The sequence below is a fragment of the Thalassobius vesicularis genome (assembly GCF_004799325.1).
Lineage (GTDB): Bacteria > Pseudomonadota > Alphaproteobacteria > Rhodobacterales > Rhodobacteraceae > Thalassobius > Thalassobius vesicularis.
This window is the reverse complement of record NZ_SSMD01000010.1, coordinates 121708-136113: the sequence shown is the minus strand read 5'-3', so window position 1 is coordinate 136113 and position 14406 is coordinate 121708. Positions and strand designations below refer to the sequence as shown.

Genomic DNA, 14406 nt, shown 5'->3' with positions numbered 1-14406 from the left:
ATCCAAAAATTGATTGCGCGAAGAAAGCACTGTCCGATCACTTTACATCATAAATCTACATAAGGTCAGGAAACCAGTGCTTCACGGCCCCAAAATTCATGCCCTAAAAACCCGCTCAGCCTGCTCCCTCCAAGCCTCCCCCGCCAGAAAGGACAAATCGTAAAGGCTGACCGCCGAGGCTTCGCGTCCGCAAGTCAGCCGTTTCAGCACCTCCGGAGCGAGATAGGCCAAGCGCAGTTGGCGGCTGACGTGCCGTTCGGCCAACCCCACGGCCTCGGCCAGTTCCTGGATGGTGGTGAACTCACCTGTCTCCATGCGCCGCCGCCAGCCCCATGCCCGGCCGATGGCGCGCAGGATATGAGGATCTTGGGCCTGATCCTCGCTCGGCCGGTAGTCGGCAGGCGGCAGGATCTTTGGCCGCCCATTCTTCTTGCGAACTGTCAGGGGGATCAGCACGCGGATCGTGTCGTTGGGTTTGGTCATTCCGCTGCCTCCAGCCTGCGTGGCACCACCATCTCGCGGATGACTCCGGCGATGCCCTCGCGGCGAATGTCGACCTCGAGCCCGGCGGCGGTGACCGTGACCCGCCGCACCAGCAACTGGATGATGCGGGCCTGTTCAGCCGGGAAGAGTTGCGACCAGAGCGCATTGAACTCCTGTAGGGCTGCGATGGCATCCGCTTCCGATACCCCACCGCCATCGCGTTTCAGGGCCGCCAACACCTGCGTGACCACCTCCGGCGTTTGCAGGATGCGCCGAACTTCGGTCACGACGGCGTCCTCGACCATGCCGGCGGCCAGACGCATCGGCGCTGTTTCCTCGCCGGTCTCGCGGTTCCGGATCACGTCCATGGACACATAGTATCGGTAGAGCTTCGCCCCCTTCTTCGTACTGGTCGGCGTCATGGCGGCGCCATTTTCCCCAAAAATCAGCCCCTTCAGCAGCGCGGGCGTCTGCGCACGACTGTTGTTGGCCCGCTTACGGGGGCTTTCCTGCAGGATGGCATGCACGCGATCCCAAAGATCTGCGTCAACGATGGCGTCATGCTCGCCCGGATAGGCCTTACCCTTGTGCAGGGCCTCGCCGCGATACACCCGGTTGTTCAGCAGCCGGTAAAGGTAGCCCTTATCGATCAGCGTGCCCTGCTTGTTGCGAAACGCCTCACTGCGCAGTTCCCGCGCCAGCACAGTGGCGGAACCCAACTCGATGAACCGCTGGAAAATCCGTCGCACGGAGGCTGCCTCGGCCTCGTTCACTACCAACTTGCGATCCTGCACATCGTATCCAAGGGGTACATAGCCCCCCATCCAGATGCCGCGCTTGCGGGATGCGGCCACTTTATCGCGAATGCGTTCGCCGATGACCTCGCGCTCGAACTGAGCGAAGGACAGCAGGATGTTCAGTGTCAGCCGCCCCATAGATGTGGTCGTGTTGAAGGACTGCGTCACCGAGACGAAGGTCACGCCGTTCCGGTCGAACACCTCGACCAGCTTGGAGAAATCCATCAGAGAGCGCGACAGGCGGTCGATCTTGTAGACCACCACAACGTCGATCAACCCATCGTCGATGTCGGCCAGCAGCTGCTTTAAGCCGGGCCGGTCCAGATTGCCCCCCGAGAATCCTCCATCGTCATAGCGTTCGCGCGTAGCGACCCAGCCCTCGGATTTTTGGCTGGCGATGTATGCCTCGCAAGCCTCACGCTGGGCGTCGAGGCTGTTGAATTCCATGTCCAGCCCTTCCTCGCTCGACTTGCGGGTGTACCTTCGCCACCTTCCTCGCAGGCCGCTGGGTGGCCGCCATGGCGGTAGGCGCACTCTCTGTTCGTGGGCTCGCCACCACGCTGGTGGTTCTGAAAGGTGCACTCATCCGCACAGGCATCGGCGCCCTCATCGTCGGCGCAGGGGAACTGGTCTATTGGTTCACGCGGCTCGCCTCCGGCGCAGGCGGTTTTGGTGAAGCCATGCGGCTTTTGAAAGATGTCGCTGTCGAGGTCTGGGACCGGATCAAGATGGGGGCCAACGCGGCCGGGTCGCGTGCCACAGCCATGTTTTACGATCTCAAAGCCGATGCGGCGACCGGCATGGCTGGAGCCATCGAGAGTGTGGTCGCCTTCGGCAACACCACGGCGAATACCTTTGAGGGTGCGCTCTTGGCGGTCCGCGAAATCTGGTCGCGCTTGCCGGATGTGATCGGGAATCTGGTTTTCTCGGCGGCCAACCGCATGCTCGACGGGATCGAGGCCATGCTGAACGGCGCAATTCGCCGAATTGACGCCTTCACCGGGCGCATTCGGGATGCGTTGGCGGCGGTCGGCATCGAGACCACCTTCGGTCAGATCGGCGAAATCAGCCTTAGCGACATCCCGAACCCCTTTGCCGGAGCCTCCGTAGATGCAGGAACGGCTGCAGCAGAGGCCTTTCGCCGAGCCTTCGAGGATAACCCACTTACTGTTCCAGATCTTGGCCTTGATGGAATTGCAGCGGATGCACTGGAAACAGCCAATATTTACCGGCGTGCCGCCACAGACCTTGCGAACGGCGCGACAGCCCCACTCACCTCCTGGGGCGCGCTTCGTGAAGCCGTTGCGGGCACAGGTGAAGAAGGCGCGGCGGCGCTGGATGAGGCCACGGCTTCCGCGGATCGGTTGTCTGATGCAATGTGGCGTGCCGGTGGCGCGGCAGGAAGTGCCGGAGAACGGATCGCCACCGGTTGGCGCGCAGTCTCTGAATCTCTTCAGGCCTATGCCACGGATGCTCTGAACTGGGGCAAAGGCCTCGGCGAAACCCTGACCGGTGCCTTCAGCGGTGCGGAAAGCGCGTTCCGGAGTTTTGTTGAAACGGGCAAGTTTGACTTCAAGGGCCTCGTGCGCTCGATCCTGGCAGACCTCGCGGTTCTGTCATATAAGCGTGCGGTGCTGGGGCCCATCGCCTCGGCGCTCTCCGGCATCTTTGGCGGCGGGTCCGTCGCGGCGGCTGTTTCGCATGCGGGCGGTATCGTTGGGCTGTCGGGCCACACGCGCCAGGTGCCAGCGATGACCTTCGCTGGTGCTCCCCGGATGCATTCTGGCGGTTGGGCCGGTCTACGCCCTGACGAAGTTCCGACGATACTGCAGCGCGGGGAACGGGTGCTCAACCGGCGCGAGGCGGCGGACTATGGCCGGGGCGGCAGTTCTGGCTCGGGCGTGACCGTGAACATCGACGCGCGCGGGGCGCAGATGGGCGTGGCTGAGCAGATAGACGCCCGCCTTCGCGCGGCGATCCCGGAGATCGCCCGCATCGCCAAAGAAAGCGTGGCCGATGGCCGGCGCCGGGGTCAGGTGATTTGAGTAGATGGCCATTCCTCTCTTGCCCATAACGCTCGTGTCTTCACTCGAGCGGCGCCTGGTGACGTCTGTGGCGGAAGCCCGCTCGCCCTTTACTGGCACATCCCAGATCCAGGACTGGGGTGCCTCCTGGTGGGAATACCAGATCGAGATGGCGGTGACCCAAGGGTCTAATGCTCGGCGGCTTTCGGCCTTCTTCACCGCCCTTGGTGGATTGCGGGGTCGGTTCCTCTTTTCCGATCCTTCGATCGAGGTGCCGGCGGCGGCGGGCAATCCTTACGTGACCGAGGCGCAAGCTGCGGGAGCCTCCACCTTGCGCACGGCAGGTTGGGGGCTTGGGCTTCGCGCAGGGGATTTCTTCCAGTTGGGCGGAGATGCCACCACGCGGCTCTATCAGCTGACGGCGGATGTAGCGCCCGTAGGCAGTGAGGCGACGCTCGCCTTCGTGCCGCCGCTTCGGGCCTCCGTGCCGGTCGGCACGCTTCTAGGCCTCGATGCCCCGTCGGTCCTGTTGCGGCTCACGGTTCCAGTCCCCTCGGTCATCGGTCGGGCGGATCAGCATCGATTCACGCTCTCCGCCCGCGAAGCCCTTTAACCAGCAAGGCCCACTAATGAGTCGTGATCTCACAACCGCCTTCGCCACTGCGCTGGCTGATCAAAACCTCAGGCCGGCCATCTTCTTCGAGGGCCAGTTTGCGACGGGCTGGGTGAGGATTTGGTCTGGGCTGGGAGAAGTCAGTTGGAACGGACAGGCCTGGGCGGGGGCTGGGTCGCTTCTTGGCCTCGGGGCGATTGATGAAACTGGGGAGGTGGTGGCAGGCGGCACGGCCATCTCGCTTTCCGGCGTGCCGCTGGACCTTGTGCAGATGGCCATCGAGGAGGCCCGCCAAGGCTTGCCGGGTCGCATCTGGCTGGGACTGCTGGCTGAGAATGGCAGCATCATTGCTGATCCGGTTCAGGCCTTCTCGGGCCGGCTCGATGTGCCAGAAATCAAGGATGATGCGGATACCTGCACGATCACCATCAGCTATGAGAGCCGGCTCATTGATCTCACCGTAGCCCGGACCTGGCGCTACACCCATGAAAGCCAGCAAGTCTTGTTCCCGGGCGATCTCGGGTTTGAATACGTGACCGCAATCCAGGATCGCGAAATCACCTGGGGGCGGGGATAGACATGGCCCGCGTCGATCACTGGGAACGCCTACTAGCCGCAGCCATCGATACGGCAAGGGCTAAGCCTTTCGTCTGGGGCGTTCATGACTGCCCGACCTTTGCTTTCGAGACGCGCATGATCCTGACCGGTGGTGAGGATGTCGCTGCTCTTTGGCGGGGTCGCTACACCACGGCGCTCGGCGGCGAGCGTGTGATGCGCCGACTGGGCTGGGCCTCGCTTGAGGACATGGGTCGTGCGCTTCTGGGCGAACCACGCCCGTCCGTGCTTCTTGCTGGGCGCGGCGACATCGTTCTGGCGGACACCGGTCTTGGCTTCGGCATCTGCACTGGGGCCACGGCGGTTGGGATGGCCCCGGAAGGCCTCATGACCGTTCCACTGACCTCTTGCCAGCTTGCCTGGCCCATCTGAACACGGATCCACTCCATGCCCTTCATTGTGACAGCCGTCACCGCGATCGCGGGGGCGATCAGCGGCGTATTGGCTGCAGGCGGAATTGGTGCGGCACTTCTGCGGATCGGCGGCACGCTTCTGCTGTCCTATGCAGCGCAGGCCCTGATGCCAAAGCCGCAGACCACGATGCAGCCACGGACGGTGACGATCCGCGAGCCCGTCGTGCCGCGCGATCTTGTCTATGGTCGTACCCGCAAGGGCGGGGTCATCGTCTTCTTGCATTCCTCGGGGTCGGACAACAAGTTCCTCGATCTGGTCATCGTGCTGGCCACGCATCGGGTCAAATCGATCGGGGCCATCTATTTCGAAGGAGAAGTGGCGGTGAATGCTGCCGGGACCGCGAAGGGCCGCTGGGCCGGAAAGGTCCTCGTCGAGAAGAAACTCGGCACCGCCAGCCAGACCGCTTTCGCGGGCCTGAAATCCGCGCTGCCGGACAAGTGGACCGAGAACCACCGACTTCGGGGCTGTGCGGCCATTCGGCTGCGCCTCACCTATGACCAGGATGCCTTCCCAGGCGGGATCCCGAACATCACGGTGGACATCGAGGGCAAGGACGACATCTGGGACCCACGGACGCAAACCGCAGGCTATTCGGAAAACCCCGCGCTCTGCCTTGCGGATTATATGGCCAATTCGACCTGGAGCATCGGCGCGCGCATCGGCCAGCCAGACGGGATCGACGAGATGTCCTTGGTCGAGGCGGCGAACATCTGCGACGAAACCGTCCCTCTTGCTGGCGGTGGGTCCGAGCCGCGCTATGCATGCAACGGGGTGATCACCCTCTCGGAGGTCCCGAAGACCATCATCGAGGGAATGCTCTCCAGCTTCGCAGGCCGCTGCGCCTTCTCGAGTGGGTCTTGGCGCATCCATGCGGGGGCCTGGCGCGCACCTGATGTTGCGCTGACCTCGGACCATGTCCGCGAAGGCGGGCTGACGCTCGCTACGCGCGTGACGATGTCGTCGAACTTCAACGGCGTGCGCGGGCAGTTTGTCAGTCCCGAGAACGATTGGCAGCCGGATGACTTCCCGGCTTATGCCTCGGATGTTTACCTCGCCGAGGACGGGGGCGAACGGAAATGGCGTGATATCTCGCTGCCGTTCACGATCTCCGCGTCAATGGCGCAGCGGCTCGCGAAAATCGAGCTGGAGCGTGCGCGTCGGCAGATGACGGTGCGGCTGTCGGGCAAGCTCTCAGCCTGGGCCGCCACCGTTGGGGATGTGGTGACGCTGTCCTACGCGCGCTGGGGCTTTGCCGCGAAGCCCTTCGAGGTGCACGGGGTGAGCCTTGATCTGACGGCCTCGGGTGATGGCGCGCTGCTTTTGCCGGAACTGGTCCTGCGCGAGACCTCGCCCTTTGTCTATGACTGGACGGCAAGTGAGGAGCAAATCTATGCAGCTGCCCCACGGACGGCTTTGCCCAATGCCTACGACATCCCGGCACCCGGCGCACCGCAGGTAACTGAAGACCTCTATGTCACGCGGGATGGCGGCGGGCTGAAGGTTCTGGCCAAGATTAGCTGGGAAGCCGCACCTTCAGGATTTGTTGCGGCCTATCAGCTGCAAGGCAAACTTGCTGGCGCGGCCGACTGGATCGACTATGGCCGCACCGACGGCACTGCGCTTGAAATCCGCGACATTGCGCCGGGGGCTTGGGCATTCCGGGTCAAAGCCATCTCAGTTCTGGGTGTCTCCTCGCCCTGGCAGGAAACCCAAGCCGAAATCCTCGGGCTCACCGCCCCTCCGGCCCAACTCGAGAATGTGACACTGCAAACGGCGGGCGGGCTTGCGATCCTGAAGTGGTCGCGGTCGGCCGATCCCGACGTCCGCGTGGGTGGCAATATCGTTATCCGCCATTCCAAGGAAGCGACGGCAACCTGGGCCGACAGCTATTCGATGGACCGGGTTTCGGGCGGCGAAGCCATCGCCGTGGTGCCGCTCAAACCCGGCACCTATCTGGTGCGGGCTGAAGACAGCGGCGGCCGCGCCGGGCCTGAGACCCGGGTTTCGACCAAGGGCGCGCAGGTTCTGGCCTTCTCGGCCTTGGACTTCCTGCAGGCCGATCCCGGCTTCTTCGGCCCGAAATCTGGGCTGCAGGTCACGGGTTCGACCCTGACGCTGGCAACGGCAACCGCGAACGGCGTGACACAGGTAAGCACGATGGAGGGGCAGTACGGCTTTGCCGCTGGGCTCGATCTCGGTGCGGTTAAACGTGTCCGCCTGCGCTCGGAAATCGGCGTGGCGGCATTGGCACTCAACGATCGGATCGACGCGCGCACCGCCTTGATGGACACGTGGGCTGACTTCGACGGCTCGGCCGGCGCAGAAATCGATGTGCTCTTCGAGATCCGCGAGACCGATGACGATCCGGCGGGTGCCCCCGTTTGGAGCCCCTGGGGACGTCTCGACAACCACGAAATCGAGGCTCGCGCGGTAGAGGCGCGGGCGTTTCTCACGACGAAGGATGCGTCCTACACGCCCATCGTCAGCCAATTGCGGCTCTATGCCGATGAGGTCGTTTGATGGCGCAGACATCCAACTTCGTGATTGCGAACGACGCGGGGGCGGCCGTTCGAGCGCGCATCAATGAGGTGATCGCCGCATTGCAATCGACGAGTGCCGGGTCCTCGGCACCAACAGCCACGGTTGCCGGTATGCTCTGGGTCGATACCTCGGTATCGCCGCCGGTGCTGCGCCGACGAAACGCCACCAACACAGGTTGGGACGCGCTGCTGGATACAGCGGGCAATCTGGCGGGACTTGCCAACACGGCCGTGGCGCGCACGAACCTTGGCCTCGGGACAATGGCCACGAAATCCGCAGCTGACTACGACGCGGCGATTGCTGCAAAAGCCGCGCTGTCCGGGGCAACCTTCACGGGCGTCGTGACCGCCCCGAACTTTGTTTCCTCGTCAGATGCCCGGTTGAAGTCGGAGGTCGAGACAATTGCGGACGCTCTGGCCTTGGTCAGTGCTCTGCGCGGTGTGCGCTTCACCATGGATGGCAGCCGCCAGATCGGCGTCATCGCCCAAGAATTGGAGCCGGTCCTGCCCGAAGTCGTGCGGGTGGGCGAAGCAGGCCAACTCTCGGTCGCTTACGGCAATATCACTGGCCTTCTGATCGAGGCCGTCAAGGAACTGGCCGCCCGGGTGGCGGCGCTTGAGGAGGCGCGCCCATGAATGATGGTGGGTTCATCGATATGATCAACTCGGTCTTCGGTGGGGCGGTCACCACGCTGATTGGAGCCTTTACCGGGCGGCTCATGTGGCATTCGGGCGAGGTGAAGCTCGGCAACCGCCGCTTCTTCGGCAAGGAGCTTCTCTGGGAAATCCCCGTCGCCGTCGGCATGGCGCTCATCGGGGAGGCGGCCGCGCGTTACATGGGTCTCTCGCAACCGGTCTCCACCGGGTTCGTGGCAACCCTTGCTTATCTGGGCCCACGTGGGGCGGAGGCGCTGCTGGCCTCTTGGCTCTGCCGCAAGAAGTAACTCGCTACCATTCACAGAAATCCTGCACGCCGTCCCGATCCGGGGCGGCGTTTTCCTTTGCATGGGAGAGAACCATGACGCCATTCGACATCGCCCAAAGCCACATCGGGACCACAGAAGGCCCGGGCCCCGCCGACAATCCCGTCATCATGGAGATGTATGCCTCCGTAGGCCACGATTGGGTTGAGCATGACTCTGTGGCCTGGTGCGCCGCATTCGTCGGGCATTGCCTTGAGCAGGCCGGGATCAAATCCACCCGCAAGCTGACGGCGCGCTCTTACCTCGACTGGGGCGTGCCCATCGACGTGGCAGACGCCCAACAAGGCGATATTGGCGTGATCCCCCGCGGTTCGTCCAGCTGGCAGGGCCATGTCTTCTTTATCGACCGTATCGAGGGACAATGGGTCTGGGGTCTCGGCGGCAACCAAGACGACGCCGTCAATGTGAAGCGCTACCCGGTCTCGAAACTCCTCGGTGTGCGGCGCGCCGGGAATGTTGCGCCTGCAGTGACGCTGTCGGTGGAGGCGGTTCAGCAGCGGTTAAAAAATCTGGGCTATCACGAAGTCGGCCAAGTCGACGGAAAAGTGGGGCAACGCACCCGCGCTGCGATCTTGGCCTTCCGCAATGACAATAGCTTACCGCTGAGCCCCATCATGGATGTCGCGCTGACCGAGGCGCTGGAACATGCCACGCCGCGGGACATCGCCCCCGAGCGGGCTTCTGGCGTCCCCACGGATAGCCGGATCGTGACGGCGGCCAATGCGCAGATTGGTCTCGGCGTGATTGGCGCTGTGGGATCGATTGGCAGTCAGATCGCCCCTGCGCTCATGGAGGCCGAAGAGGCCCGAGACATGGCCAGCCGCGTGTTCACCTTGATCGGGCTGGAAAACTGGCTCTCCGTCTCCCTGCCTTGGATCGGCGCGGCCGTGTTCGTCGGCGTCGTCATCTATGCACTCCGTGCGAAGGCGGCCCGGATTGACGACTATCGCACGGGGAAAACGCCATGATCTGGGTCATGATTGTCGTCTCTTGCCTTGCAGGGGATGACCAGCCTGTCTGCACCAGTGGCATCAGCCAAAGCCGCTACGCACACTTCACCGACTGCGAGGATGCCGCGGTCCGCACACATGATCACATCCGGGCCATCGCTGATGCGCGAGGACAATCCGTGCTGCTGCTCGATACCCGTTGCTTGGCCCTCTCACCGGGGGCACCCGCATGAGTGCCATCCTGACTATGCTGTTCGCGGGCCTTGGTCGACGCTTCGCCTATTGGGGCGCGATTGTTGCAGCCGTTGGCGTCGCAGTCTGGATCCTGCTCCGGCAGGGCAAGCACGCCGCAGAGGCCGACCTCGCCATCCGCCGCGCCGATGCCCGTGTCCGCGCGCTGCAAACGTCCAAGGACATCCGTCATGACCTTCAAAACACTGATCATACCGATCTTGAGCGTCGGGCTGACCGCTGGATGCGCGATTGATCCGCGAGGGCTGCGCGACGATTGCGATTGGGCTGAGCCCATTCGTCCGTCCCGTCAGGATGTGCTGAGCGATGACACTCTGGCCCAGATCGTTGCCCATAATGAAGTCGGCGCGCGGCTCTGCGGGTGGCAGCCATGACCGTGGCCACTTTGAGCGAAGGTCCGGCGATCCTCGTTGGTTATGCTTGGCGGCTGCAGATTGAGGCAGAGGCACCGGTCTTTGTCGAAGGCGCAAGCTATGCCGGCCATCTCCGCCTTAAACCCAGTGATCCGACGCTGCTGGCAGAACTCACAAGCGCTGACGGCGGGATACAGCACGTCACAGCAACTGTGTTGGAACTGTCTTTGACACCCTCCCAAACAGCATCGCTCACGCCCGGCCGCGTGGTGCTGGACTTGGTACGCACCGATCTCGAGCCAGACCTGCACTTGGGTTTCTTTCTTGAAATCCCCGTGATGCTGCCGGTGACGCGAGGGCTGAGCCCATGAGTGAAGCGATCTGGCAAACAGGCCCGATTGCCATCACTGCGCCGATCAAGGTGCGCGTCGTAAACGGGCCTTTCCGCATACGCCTCGGCGGACAGCCTGGACCGCAGGGTGCGACCGGCCCCCAAGGCGACAAGGGCGATCAAGGTGATCCGGGCATCACGATCCTGCCCACCGACGCCCCCATCAATGGAGGATTTTTCTGATGGCCAATACGATCCAGCTCAAACGCCGTGTTTCGGGCGTGGCAGGTGCTCCTGCAGCGCTTAAGTCCGGCGAACTGGCGCATAACGAAGTCGACAACACGGTCTATGTCGGCAAGGGCGACGACGGCAGCGGCAATGCAACCTCCATCGTCCCCGTTGCAGGGTCGGGCGGCTTTCTGGCGCTGGTGGGCACGCAGACTGTAAGTGGGGCGAAAACATTCTCGACCGCTCCGAAGTCTAGCCAAGATGCCAGCGGCGGGACCGACCTTGTCCGCAAGTCGCAGGTCGACAGTCTGCTATCAGCCAAAGCGCCCTTGGCGTCACCCACCTTCACAGGATCGCCCACGGCGCCGACGGCGGTCGCGGGCACGGACTCGACGCAGATTGCAACGACGGCCTTCGTCAATCAGGCCATTGCCGGCTTTGGCGCCGGCGACATGGCAAAATCCACCTATGACACCGACAATGATGGCAAGGTGGATGCCGCGGAAGTTGCTGATGCCGCTCCCTGGGCCGGGATCACCGGCAAGCCTACGAGCTTTACGCCCTCCAGCCACAGCCATTCGATCGCGCAGGTCACGAGCCTTCAGGCAGCGCTGGATGCAAAAGCGCCGCTGGCCTCACCTGCGCTCAGCGGGACACCGACGGCCCCCACTGCAACTGCCGGCACTAACACCACCCAGATCGCCACAACCGCTTTTGTCGCTGCGGCAATCGGGGCGCTCATTGATGCCGCGCCCGGTGCCATGGACACGCTGAACGAGCTAGCCGCAGCTCTGGGAGATGACCCGAACTTCGCGACCACGGTCACCAATGCGCTGGCGAGCAAACTCGCCGCGGCCTCGAACCTCTCTGACCTGCCGAACAAGACGACAGCGCGCTCAAACCTTGGGCTGGGGTCCATGGCTACGCAAAACGCAAATGCCGTCGCGATCACGGGTGGCGCAATCAACGGCATCACTCTCGATGGTGGGACCTTCTGATCATGGCAAACACCGTATTGGTAAAGCGCACCACCGTTGCAGGCCGGGTGCCGACAGCGGCGCAACTCGCTGCTGGTGAGTTGGCGGTAAATGTCCCCGACGGCAAGCTGTTCCTGAAGCGTGTCTCTGGCGCCGAAACCGTGATCGAGCTCGGACAAACTGGACCGCAAGGACCCGCAGGACCGGCTGGTCCTCAGGGCGTGACCGGGCCAACAGGTCCTCAGGGTCCAACGGGCGCCACAGGACCGACACCAGCGCATCAATGGTCCGGCACCAGCCTGCGATTTTACAACGGGTCCGCTTGGGGGGCTTACGTCAACCTGAAAGGTGCCACCGGGGCAACAGGTGCGACGGGAGCCAAGGGTGATACTGGCGCCACCGGCCCGACAGGACCCCAGGGACCTGCGGGTCCCACGGGTGCCACCGGGCCTACGGGTCCACAAGGCCCCGCAGGAGCAGACGGCTCCCCAGACACCGCAGCACAGGTGCGTGCCAAACTGGTGACGGTGGATGGGTCTGGGTCGGGAATTGACGCCGATCTGCTCGATGGCAGCCATGCCAGCGCTTTCGCCCTTCTCAGCGGAGCGACTTTCTCTGGCACGGTGACAGCACCGAACTTCGTCTCGTCTTCAGATGTGCGACTCAAATCTGACATCGAGACCATCGTGGATGCGCTGGCCAAGGTGCGAGCGATCAACGGCGTCACATTCACCATGGCGGGCAGTGACGCGCGGCAGATGGGCCTCATCGCACAAGAGGTGCAGGCCGTCGCGCCGGAGGCCGTGGTCGAGGCCGAGGGCGTGCTGCGTCTGGCCTACGGCAATCTCGTGGGCCTCCTCGTCGAGGCCATCAAAGACCTAGCTAAGCAGGTCGACCAGCTGAAAAGGACCGCGCCGTGATCGAGACCGGACTGCATGTGATATACAATACGGGCTCGCGGCTGCATTACGCCGTCGATGTGCAAGAGAGTTATGCGGGGATCGCGGTATTTGCTCCCTGCGATGCCGGCGAGGGGGTCCGAGACGGCGTCGGGGTCATGAGTTGGGCCACCCTCGCGGCAGACCTCGCGACACCATATGATTATGCCGATGGCGCGGGTTTCGTCGATCTGCGCGGCAACGGGATCTTCGTTCCGGACCTGCCGGGCTGCCCGCATGGCGGGATCTACAAGGGGCGCTCCTACGTTTTCCCAGACGGGATGCGCGGTCATGATGAAATCACCGATCACGCACTGATCGACATCATGACCGACAATGCGGGGTTTCCACAGCCTTGGCGCAACCGCTTCGCCCAATCTGCGCGCGAGAAGGTCGACCTGTCGTTTCGCCATCGTGCGCGCACACAGGCTGCAAACGCCCTGGTTATCTTCATGCCAATCAAGGGGCCACTATCTTCGGCCCGGATCGAGATCCTCTGCAATCAGGAACCGATCCTGCTGAACGGCACCACCGTCGCGGGCCGGATTGATGACGCAACGATCCCGAATGACGGTCAGTGGTTCAAGCAGTTCTATTTCCACGCGGTGGCGACCGAGACGGTGATCCTGCCCGCGGGAGGGCGGTCTCATGTGCCGATCGCGCTGCGCTGGAACAGGGATGGCTCGCCTTGTGCCCATGAACTGGCACTGAAGCTCGAGAGCGACGCCGGCTATCTGCCGAAACGGCGGCTGGTGACGGACATAAATGGAGCGGGCAGCTTTCCCGTCGAGGCGCTGGGGCTCAGCCCGGGCGACCAGATCGCGGTCAAGATCAACACCGAGCATTATACCGCGATCGGCAAGATCATCCTGGAGGTCGTGTGATGGAAATTGCCACCACGACCGAGTTCCAGCTGATCTACCCGGCCTTCGTCATGCATAAGCACTGGGAAATGCCCGACGGCTTCAATAACCGTTTGCACGCGTTGGCGGCCGCGGACGCGATCGCAAACCGCATTCAGGATGCCGGCGACCTCCGCAATGTCGGAGATGATACCAACCATCTCGGCCATCTGCGTCACAACTTTCTGATGGCCCAGCGCGACCCGGCGATTGCGGTTCTGGCGCAGATGGTTGCCGCCGGGGTGAGGGAATATCTGCAGCTCGCCTATGGCTATGACCACAGCGGCGATATCCGGATGATGTCGGACACCTTCTGGCAGCGGCGGGCCGCCCGAGAAAACGTCGGGATCAACGCCCACACCCATATCCAAACCGACATCGTATGCACTTATTACCCGCGGGTCGTGCTCGACGCCGATTGTCCCAAGACCTCGCTCCATCGTGGGGCGGTGCGGTTCTACGATCCGGCCAATGTCGGCAAACGGCTCTGGCCCTGCAACAATCCTGACACCTATGTCGGCGGCTGGTATGCGGTCGAGCCGCGCACGGGCTCCATGCTCGTCTTCGAGGGCCATGTGCCCCACGACAGCACCTACTTCGAGGGCGAGGAGCGGATGTGCATTCCGGTCCTCTGTTCACTCGAACTCCCGAATTCCCACTGCAAGGCCGGGCTCAAAGAAATCCTGGCCCATCAGGCGCAAGGAGGCACCCATGGCCTATAAGGTCGGAACCACTATTGTGATCGACGACAGCGGAAATGTAGACTGGTCGCGCATTGCCAACAAACCCGCGATCGGCACGGGCGACATCAGCTCCGTATCTGTCAGCAATACAACGCCCACATCAGGGCAAAGCCTTGGCCAGCTTCTTTGGCAAACCTGCGGGGGCGGTGCCTGCACGTCAAACTGCTATGTCGGCTCACTCTCGGGCGGCGGTAGCACCGGCGCGGTCACCATCACAGGGAACCGCCAATTCTTCAACTGCAACTGCAACTGCCGGTGCTGAC

The 14406-nt window shown here is 63.1% G+C and carries 19 protein-coding genes; 17 read left to right on the top strand and 2 right to left on the bottom strand.

Annotated features, from left to right (window positions below):
* Nucleotides 1-96: 96 nt before the first annotated feature.
* The gene (locus E7681_RS17190) at nt 97-483 is read right to left on the bottom strand and encodes a hypothetical protein (RefSeq protein ID WP_136340489.1); all 387 of its coding nucleotides are present in this window, start codon (nt 481-483) and stop codon (nt 97-99) included.
* Nucleotides 480-1727, bottom strand: a complete 1248-nt coding sequence (locus tag E7681_RS17185) for a recombinase family protein (protein WP_136340488.1) — start codon at nt 1725-1727, stop codon at nt 480-482. Before E7681_RS17185 ends, E7681_RS17190 begins: the two co-directional genes overlap by 4 nt.
* 71 nt (nt 1728-1798) lie before the next feature.
* Between E7681_RS17185 and E7681_RS17180 the strand changes: the two genes are divergently transcribed.
* The 17 genes from E7681_RS17180 to E7681_RS17095 all read left to right on the top strand — a co-directional run bounded on the left by E7681_RS17180 (nt 1799) and on the right by E7681_RS17095 (nt 14405).
* Nucleotides 1799-3325 (top strand): phage tail tape measure C-terminal domain-containing protein, encoded by a 1527-nt coding sequence (locus tag E7681_RS17180; protein WP_246032525.1) that lies wholly within the window; start codon nt 1799-1801, stop codon nt 3323-3325.
* A gap of 4 nt (nt 3326-3329) precedes the next feature.
* Complete coding sequence (locus tag E7681_RS17175) at nt 3330-3917, top strand: hypothetical protein (protein ID WP_136340487.1); 588 nt, start codon at nt 3330-3332, stop codon at nt 3915-3917.
* Nucleotides 3918-3933: 16 nt separating this feature from the next.
* Nucleotides 3934-4494, top strand: coding sequence for a hypothetical protein (locus E7681_RS17170; protein WP_136340486.1), 561 nt, complete (start codon nt 3934-3936; stop codon nt 4492-4494).
* A gap of 2 nt (nt 4495-4496) precedes the next feature.
* The gene (locus E7681_RS17165; protein WP_136340485.1) at nt 4497-4904 is read left to right on the top strand and encodes a DUF6950 family protein; all 408 of its coding nucleotides are present in this window, start codon (nt 4497-4499) and stop codon (nt 4902-4904) included.
* 15 nt (nt 4905-4919) lie between these two features.
* A complete protein-coding gene (locus E7681_RS17160) occupies nt 4920-7466 on the top strand; it encodes a phage tail protein (RefSeq protein WP_136340484.1) in 2547 nt (848 codons plus the stop codon).
* Nucleotides 7466-8122 carry a tail fiber domain-containing protein gene (locus E7681_RS17155; RefSeq protein WP_136340483.1) on the top strand — a complete coding sequence of 219 codons (657 nt, stop codon included), beginning with the start codon at nt 7466-7468 and terminating at the stop codon, nt 8120-8122. Before E7681_RS17160 ends, E7681_RS17155 begins: the two co-directional genes overlap by 1 nt.
* Nucleotides 8119-8430: a phage holin family protein gene (locus E7681_RS17150; protein ID WP_136340482.1), complete on the top strand. Its 312-nt coding sequence runs from the start codon at nt 8119-8121 to the stop codon at nt 8428-8430. Before E7681_RS17155 ends, E7681_RS17150 begins: the two co-directional genes overlap by 4 nt.
* Before the next feature lie 74 nt (nt 8431-8504).
* Nucleotides 8505-9437, top strand: a complete 933-nt coding sequence (locus E7681_RS17145) for a C40 family peptidase (RefSeq protein ID WP_136340481.1) — start codon at nt 8505-8507, stop codon at nt 9435-9437.
* Complete coding sequence (locus tag E7681_RS17140) at nt 9434-9652, top strand: hypothetical protein (protein ID WP_136340480.1); 219 nt, start codon at nt 9434-9436, stop codon at nt 9650-9652. Before E7681_RS17145 ends, E7681_RS17140 begins: the two co-directional genes overlap by 4 nt.
* Complete coding sequence (locus E7681_RS17135) at nt 9649-9906, top strand: hypothetical protein (RefSeq protein ID WP_136340479.1); 258 nt, start codon at nt 9649-9651, stop codon at nt 9904-9906. The genes E7681_RS17140 and E7681_RS17135 overlap by 4 nt, the downstream gene beginning before the upstream one ends.
* A 135-nt stretch (nt 9907-10041) precedes the next feature.
* Nucleotides 10042-10395, top strand: coding sequence for a hypothetical protein (locus E7681_RS17125; protein ID WP_136340477.1), 354 nt, complete (start codon nt 10042-10044; stop codon nt 10393-10395).
* Entirely contained in the window at nt 10392-10598 is a 207-nt protein-coding gene (locus E7681_RS17120; protein ID WP_136340476.1) for a hypothetical protein, read from the top strand. Before E7681_RS17125 ends, E7681_RS17120 begins: the two co-directional genes overlap by 4 nt.
* Nucleotides 10598-11581 (top strand): head decoration protein, encoded by a 984-nt coding sequence (locus E7681_RS17115; protein WP_136340475.1) that lies wholly within the window; start codon nt 10598-10600, stop codon nt 11579-11581. Before E7681_RS17120 ends, E7681_RS17115 begins: the two co-directional genes overlap by 1 nt.
* 635 nt (nt 11582-12216) lie before the next feature.
* Nucleotides 12217-12480: a tail fiber domain-containing protein gene (locus E7681_RS19175; RefSeq protein ID WP_246032528.1), complete on the top strand. Its 264-nt coding sequence runs from the start codon at nt 12217-12219 to the stop codon at nt 12478-12480.
* Entirely contained in the window at nt 12477-13382 is a 906-nt protein-coding gene (locus E7681_RS17105) for a hypothetical protein (protein WP_136340473.1), read from the top strand. The genes E7681_RS19175 and E7681_RS17105 overlap by 4 nt, the downstream gene beginning before the upstream one ends.
* On the top strand, nt 13382-14122 hold the full coding sequence (locus E7681_RS17100; RefSeq protein ID WP_136340472.1) for a hypothetical protein: 741 nt from the start codon (nt 13382-13384) through the stop codon (nt 14120-14122). Before E7681_RS17105 ends, E7681_RS17100 begins: the two co-directional genes overlap by 1 nt.
* Nucleotides 14112-14405 carry a hypothetical protein gene (locus tag E7681_RS17095; protein WP_136340471.1) on the top strand — a complete coding sequence of 98 codons (294 nt, stop codon included), beginning with the start codon at nt 14112-14114 and terminating at the stop codon, nt 14403-14405. Before E7681_RS17100 ends, E7681_RS17095 begins: the two co-directional genes overlap by 11 nt.
* The last annotated feature ends 1 nt before the right edge of the window (nt 14406 follow it).

Excerpts from the sequence above, each read along its gene's own strand:
- E7681_RS17170 (WP_136340486.1), top strand. The coding sequence starts at position 3,934 with ATGAGTCGTGATCTCACAACCGCCTTCGCCACTGCGCTGGCTGATCAA.
- E7681_RS17095 (WP_136340471.1), top strand. The coding sequence starts at position 14,112 with ATGGCCTATAAGGTCGGAACCACTATTGTGATCGACGACAGCGGAAAT.
- E7681_RS17185 (WP_136340488.1), bottom strand. The coding sequence starts at position 1,727 with ATGGAATTCAACAGCCTCGACGCCCAGCGTGAGGCTTGCGAGGCATAC.
- E7681_RS17150 (WP_136340482.1), top strand. The coding sequence starts at position 8,119 with ATGAATGATGGTGGGTTCATCGATATGATCAACTCGGTCTTCGGTGGG.
- E7681_RS17135 (WP_136340479.1), top strand. The coding sequence starts at position 9,649 with ATGAGTGCCATCCTGACTATGCTGTTCGCGGGCCTTGGTCGACGCTTC.
- E7681_RS17115 (WP_136340475.1), top strand. The coding sequence starts at position 10,598 with ATGGCCAATACGATCCAGCTCAAACGCCGTGTTTCGGGCGTGGCAGGT.
- E7681_RS17125 (WP_136340477.1), top strand. The coding sequence starts at position 10,042 with ATGACCGTGGCCACTTTGAGCGAAGGTCCGGCGATCCTCGTTGGTTAT.
- E7681_RS17180 (WP_246032525.1), top strand. The coding sequence starts at position 1,799 with ATGGCGGTAGGCGCACTCTCTGTTCGTGGGCTCGCCACCACGCTGGTG.
- E7681_RS17120 (WP_136340476.1), top strand. The coding sequence starts at position 10,392 with ATGAGTGAAGCGATCTGGCAAACAGGCCCGATTGCCATCACTGCGCCG.
- E7681_RS17175 (WP_136340487.1), top strand. The coding sequence starts at position 3,330 with ATGGCCATTCCTCTCTTGCCCATAACGCTCGTGTCTTCACTCGAGCGG.
- E7681_RS17140 (WP_136340480.1), top strand. The coding sequence starts at position 9,434 with ATGATCTGGGTCATGATTGTCGTCTCTTGCCTTGCAGGGGATGACCAG.
- E7681_RS17190 (WP_136340489.1), bottom strand. The coding sequence starts at position 483 with ATGACCAAACCCAACGACACGATCCGCGTGCTGATCCCCCTGACAGTT.
- E7681_RS17155 (WP_136340483.1), top strand. The coding sequence starts at position 7,466 with ATGGCGCAGACATCCAACTTCGTGATTGCGAACGACGCGGGGGCGGCC.
- E7681_RS17100 (WP_136340472.1), top strand. The coding sequence starts at position 13,382 with ATGGAAATTGCCACCACGACCGAGTTCCAGCTGATCTACCCGGCCTTC.
- E7681_RS17165 (WP_136340485.1), top strand. The coding sequence starts at position 4,497 with ATGGCCCGCGTCGATCACTGGGAACGCCTACTAGCCGCAGCCATCGAT.
- E7681_RS17160 (WP_136340484.1), top strand. The coding sequence starts at position 4,920 with ATGCCCTTCATTGTGACAGCCGTCACCGCGATCGCGGGGGCGATCAGC.
- E7681_RS17145 (WP_136340481.1), top strand. The coding sequence starts at position 8,505 with ATGACGCCATTCGACATCGCCCAAAGCCACATCGGGACCACAGAAGGC.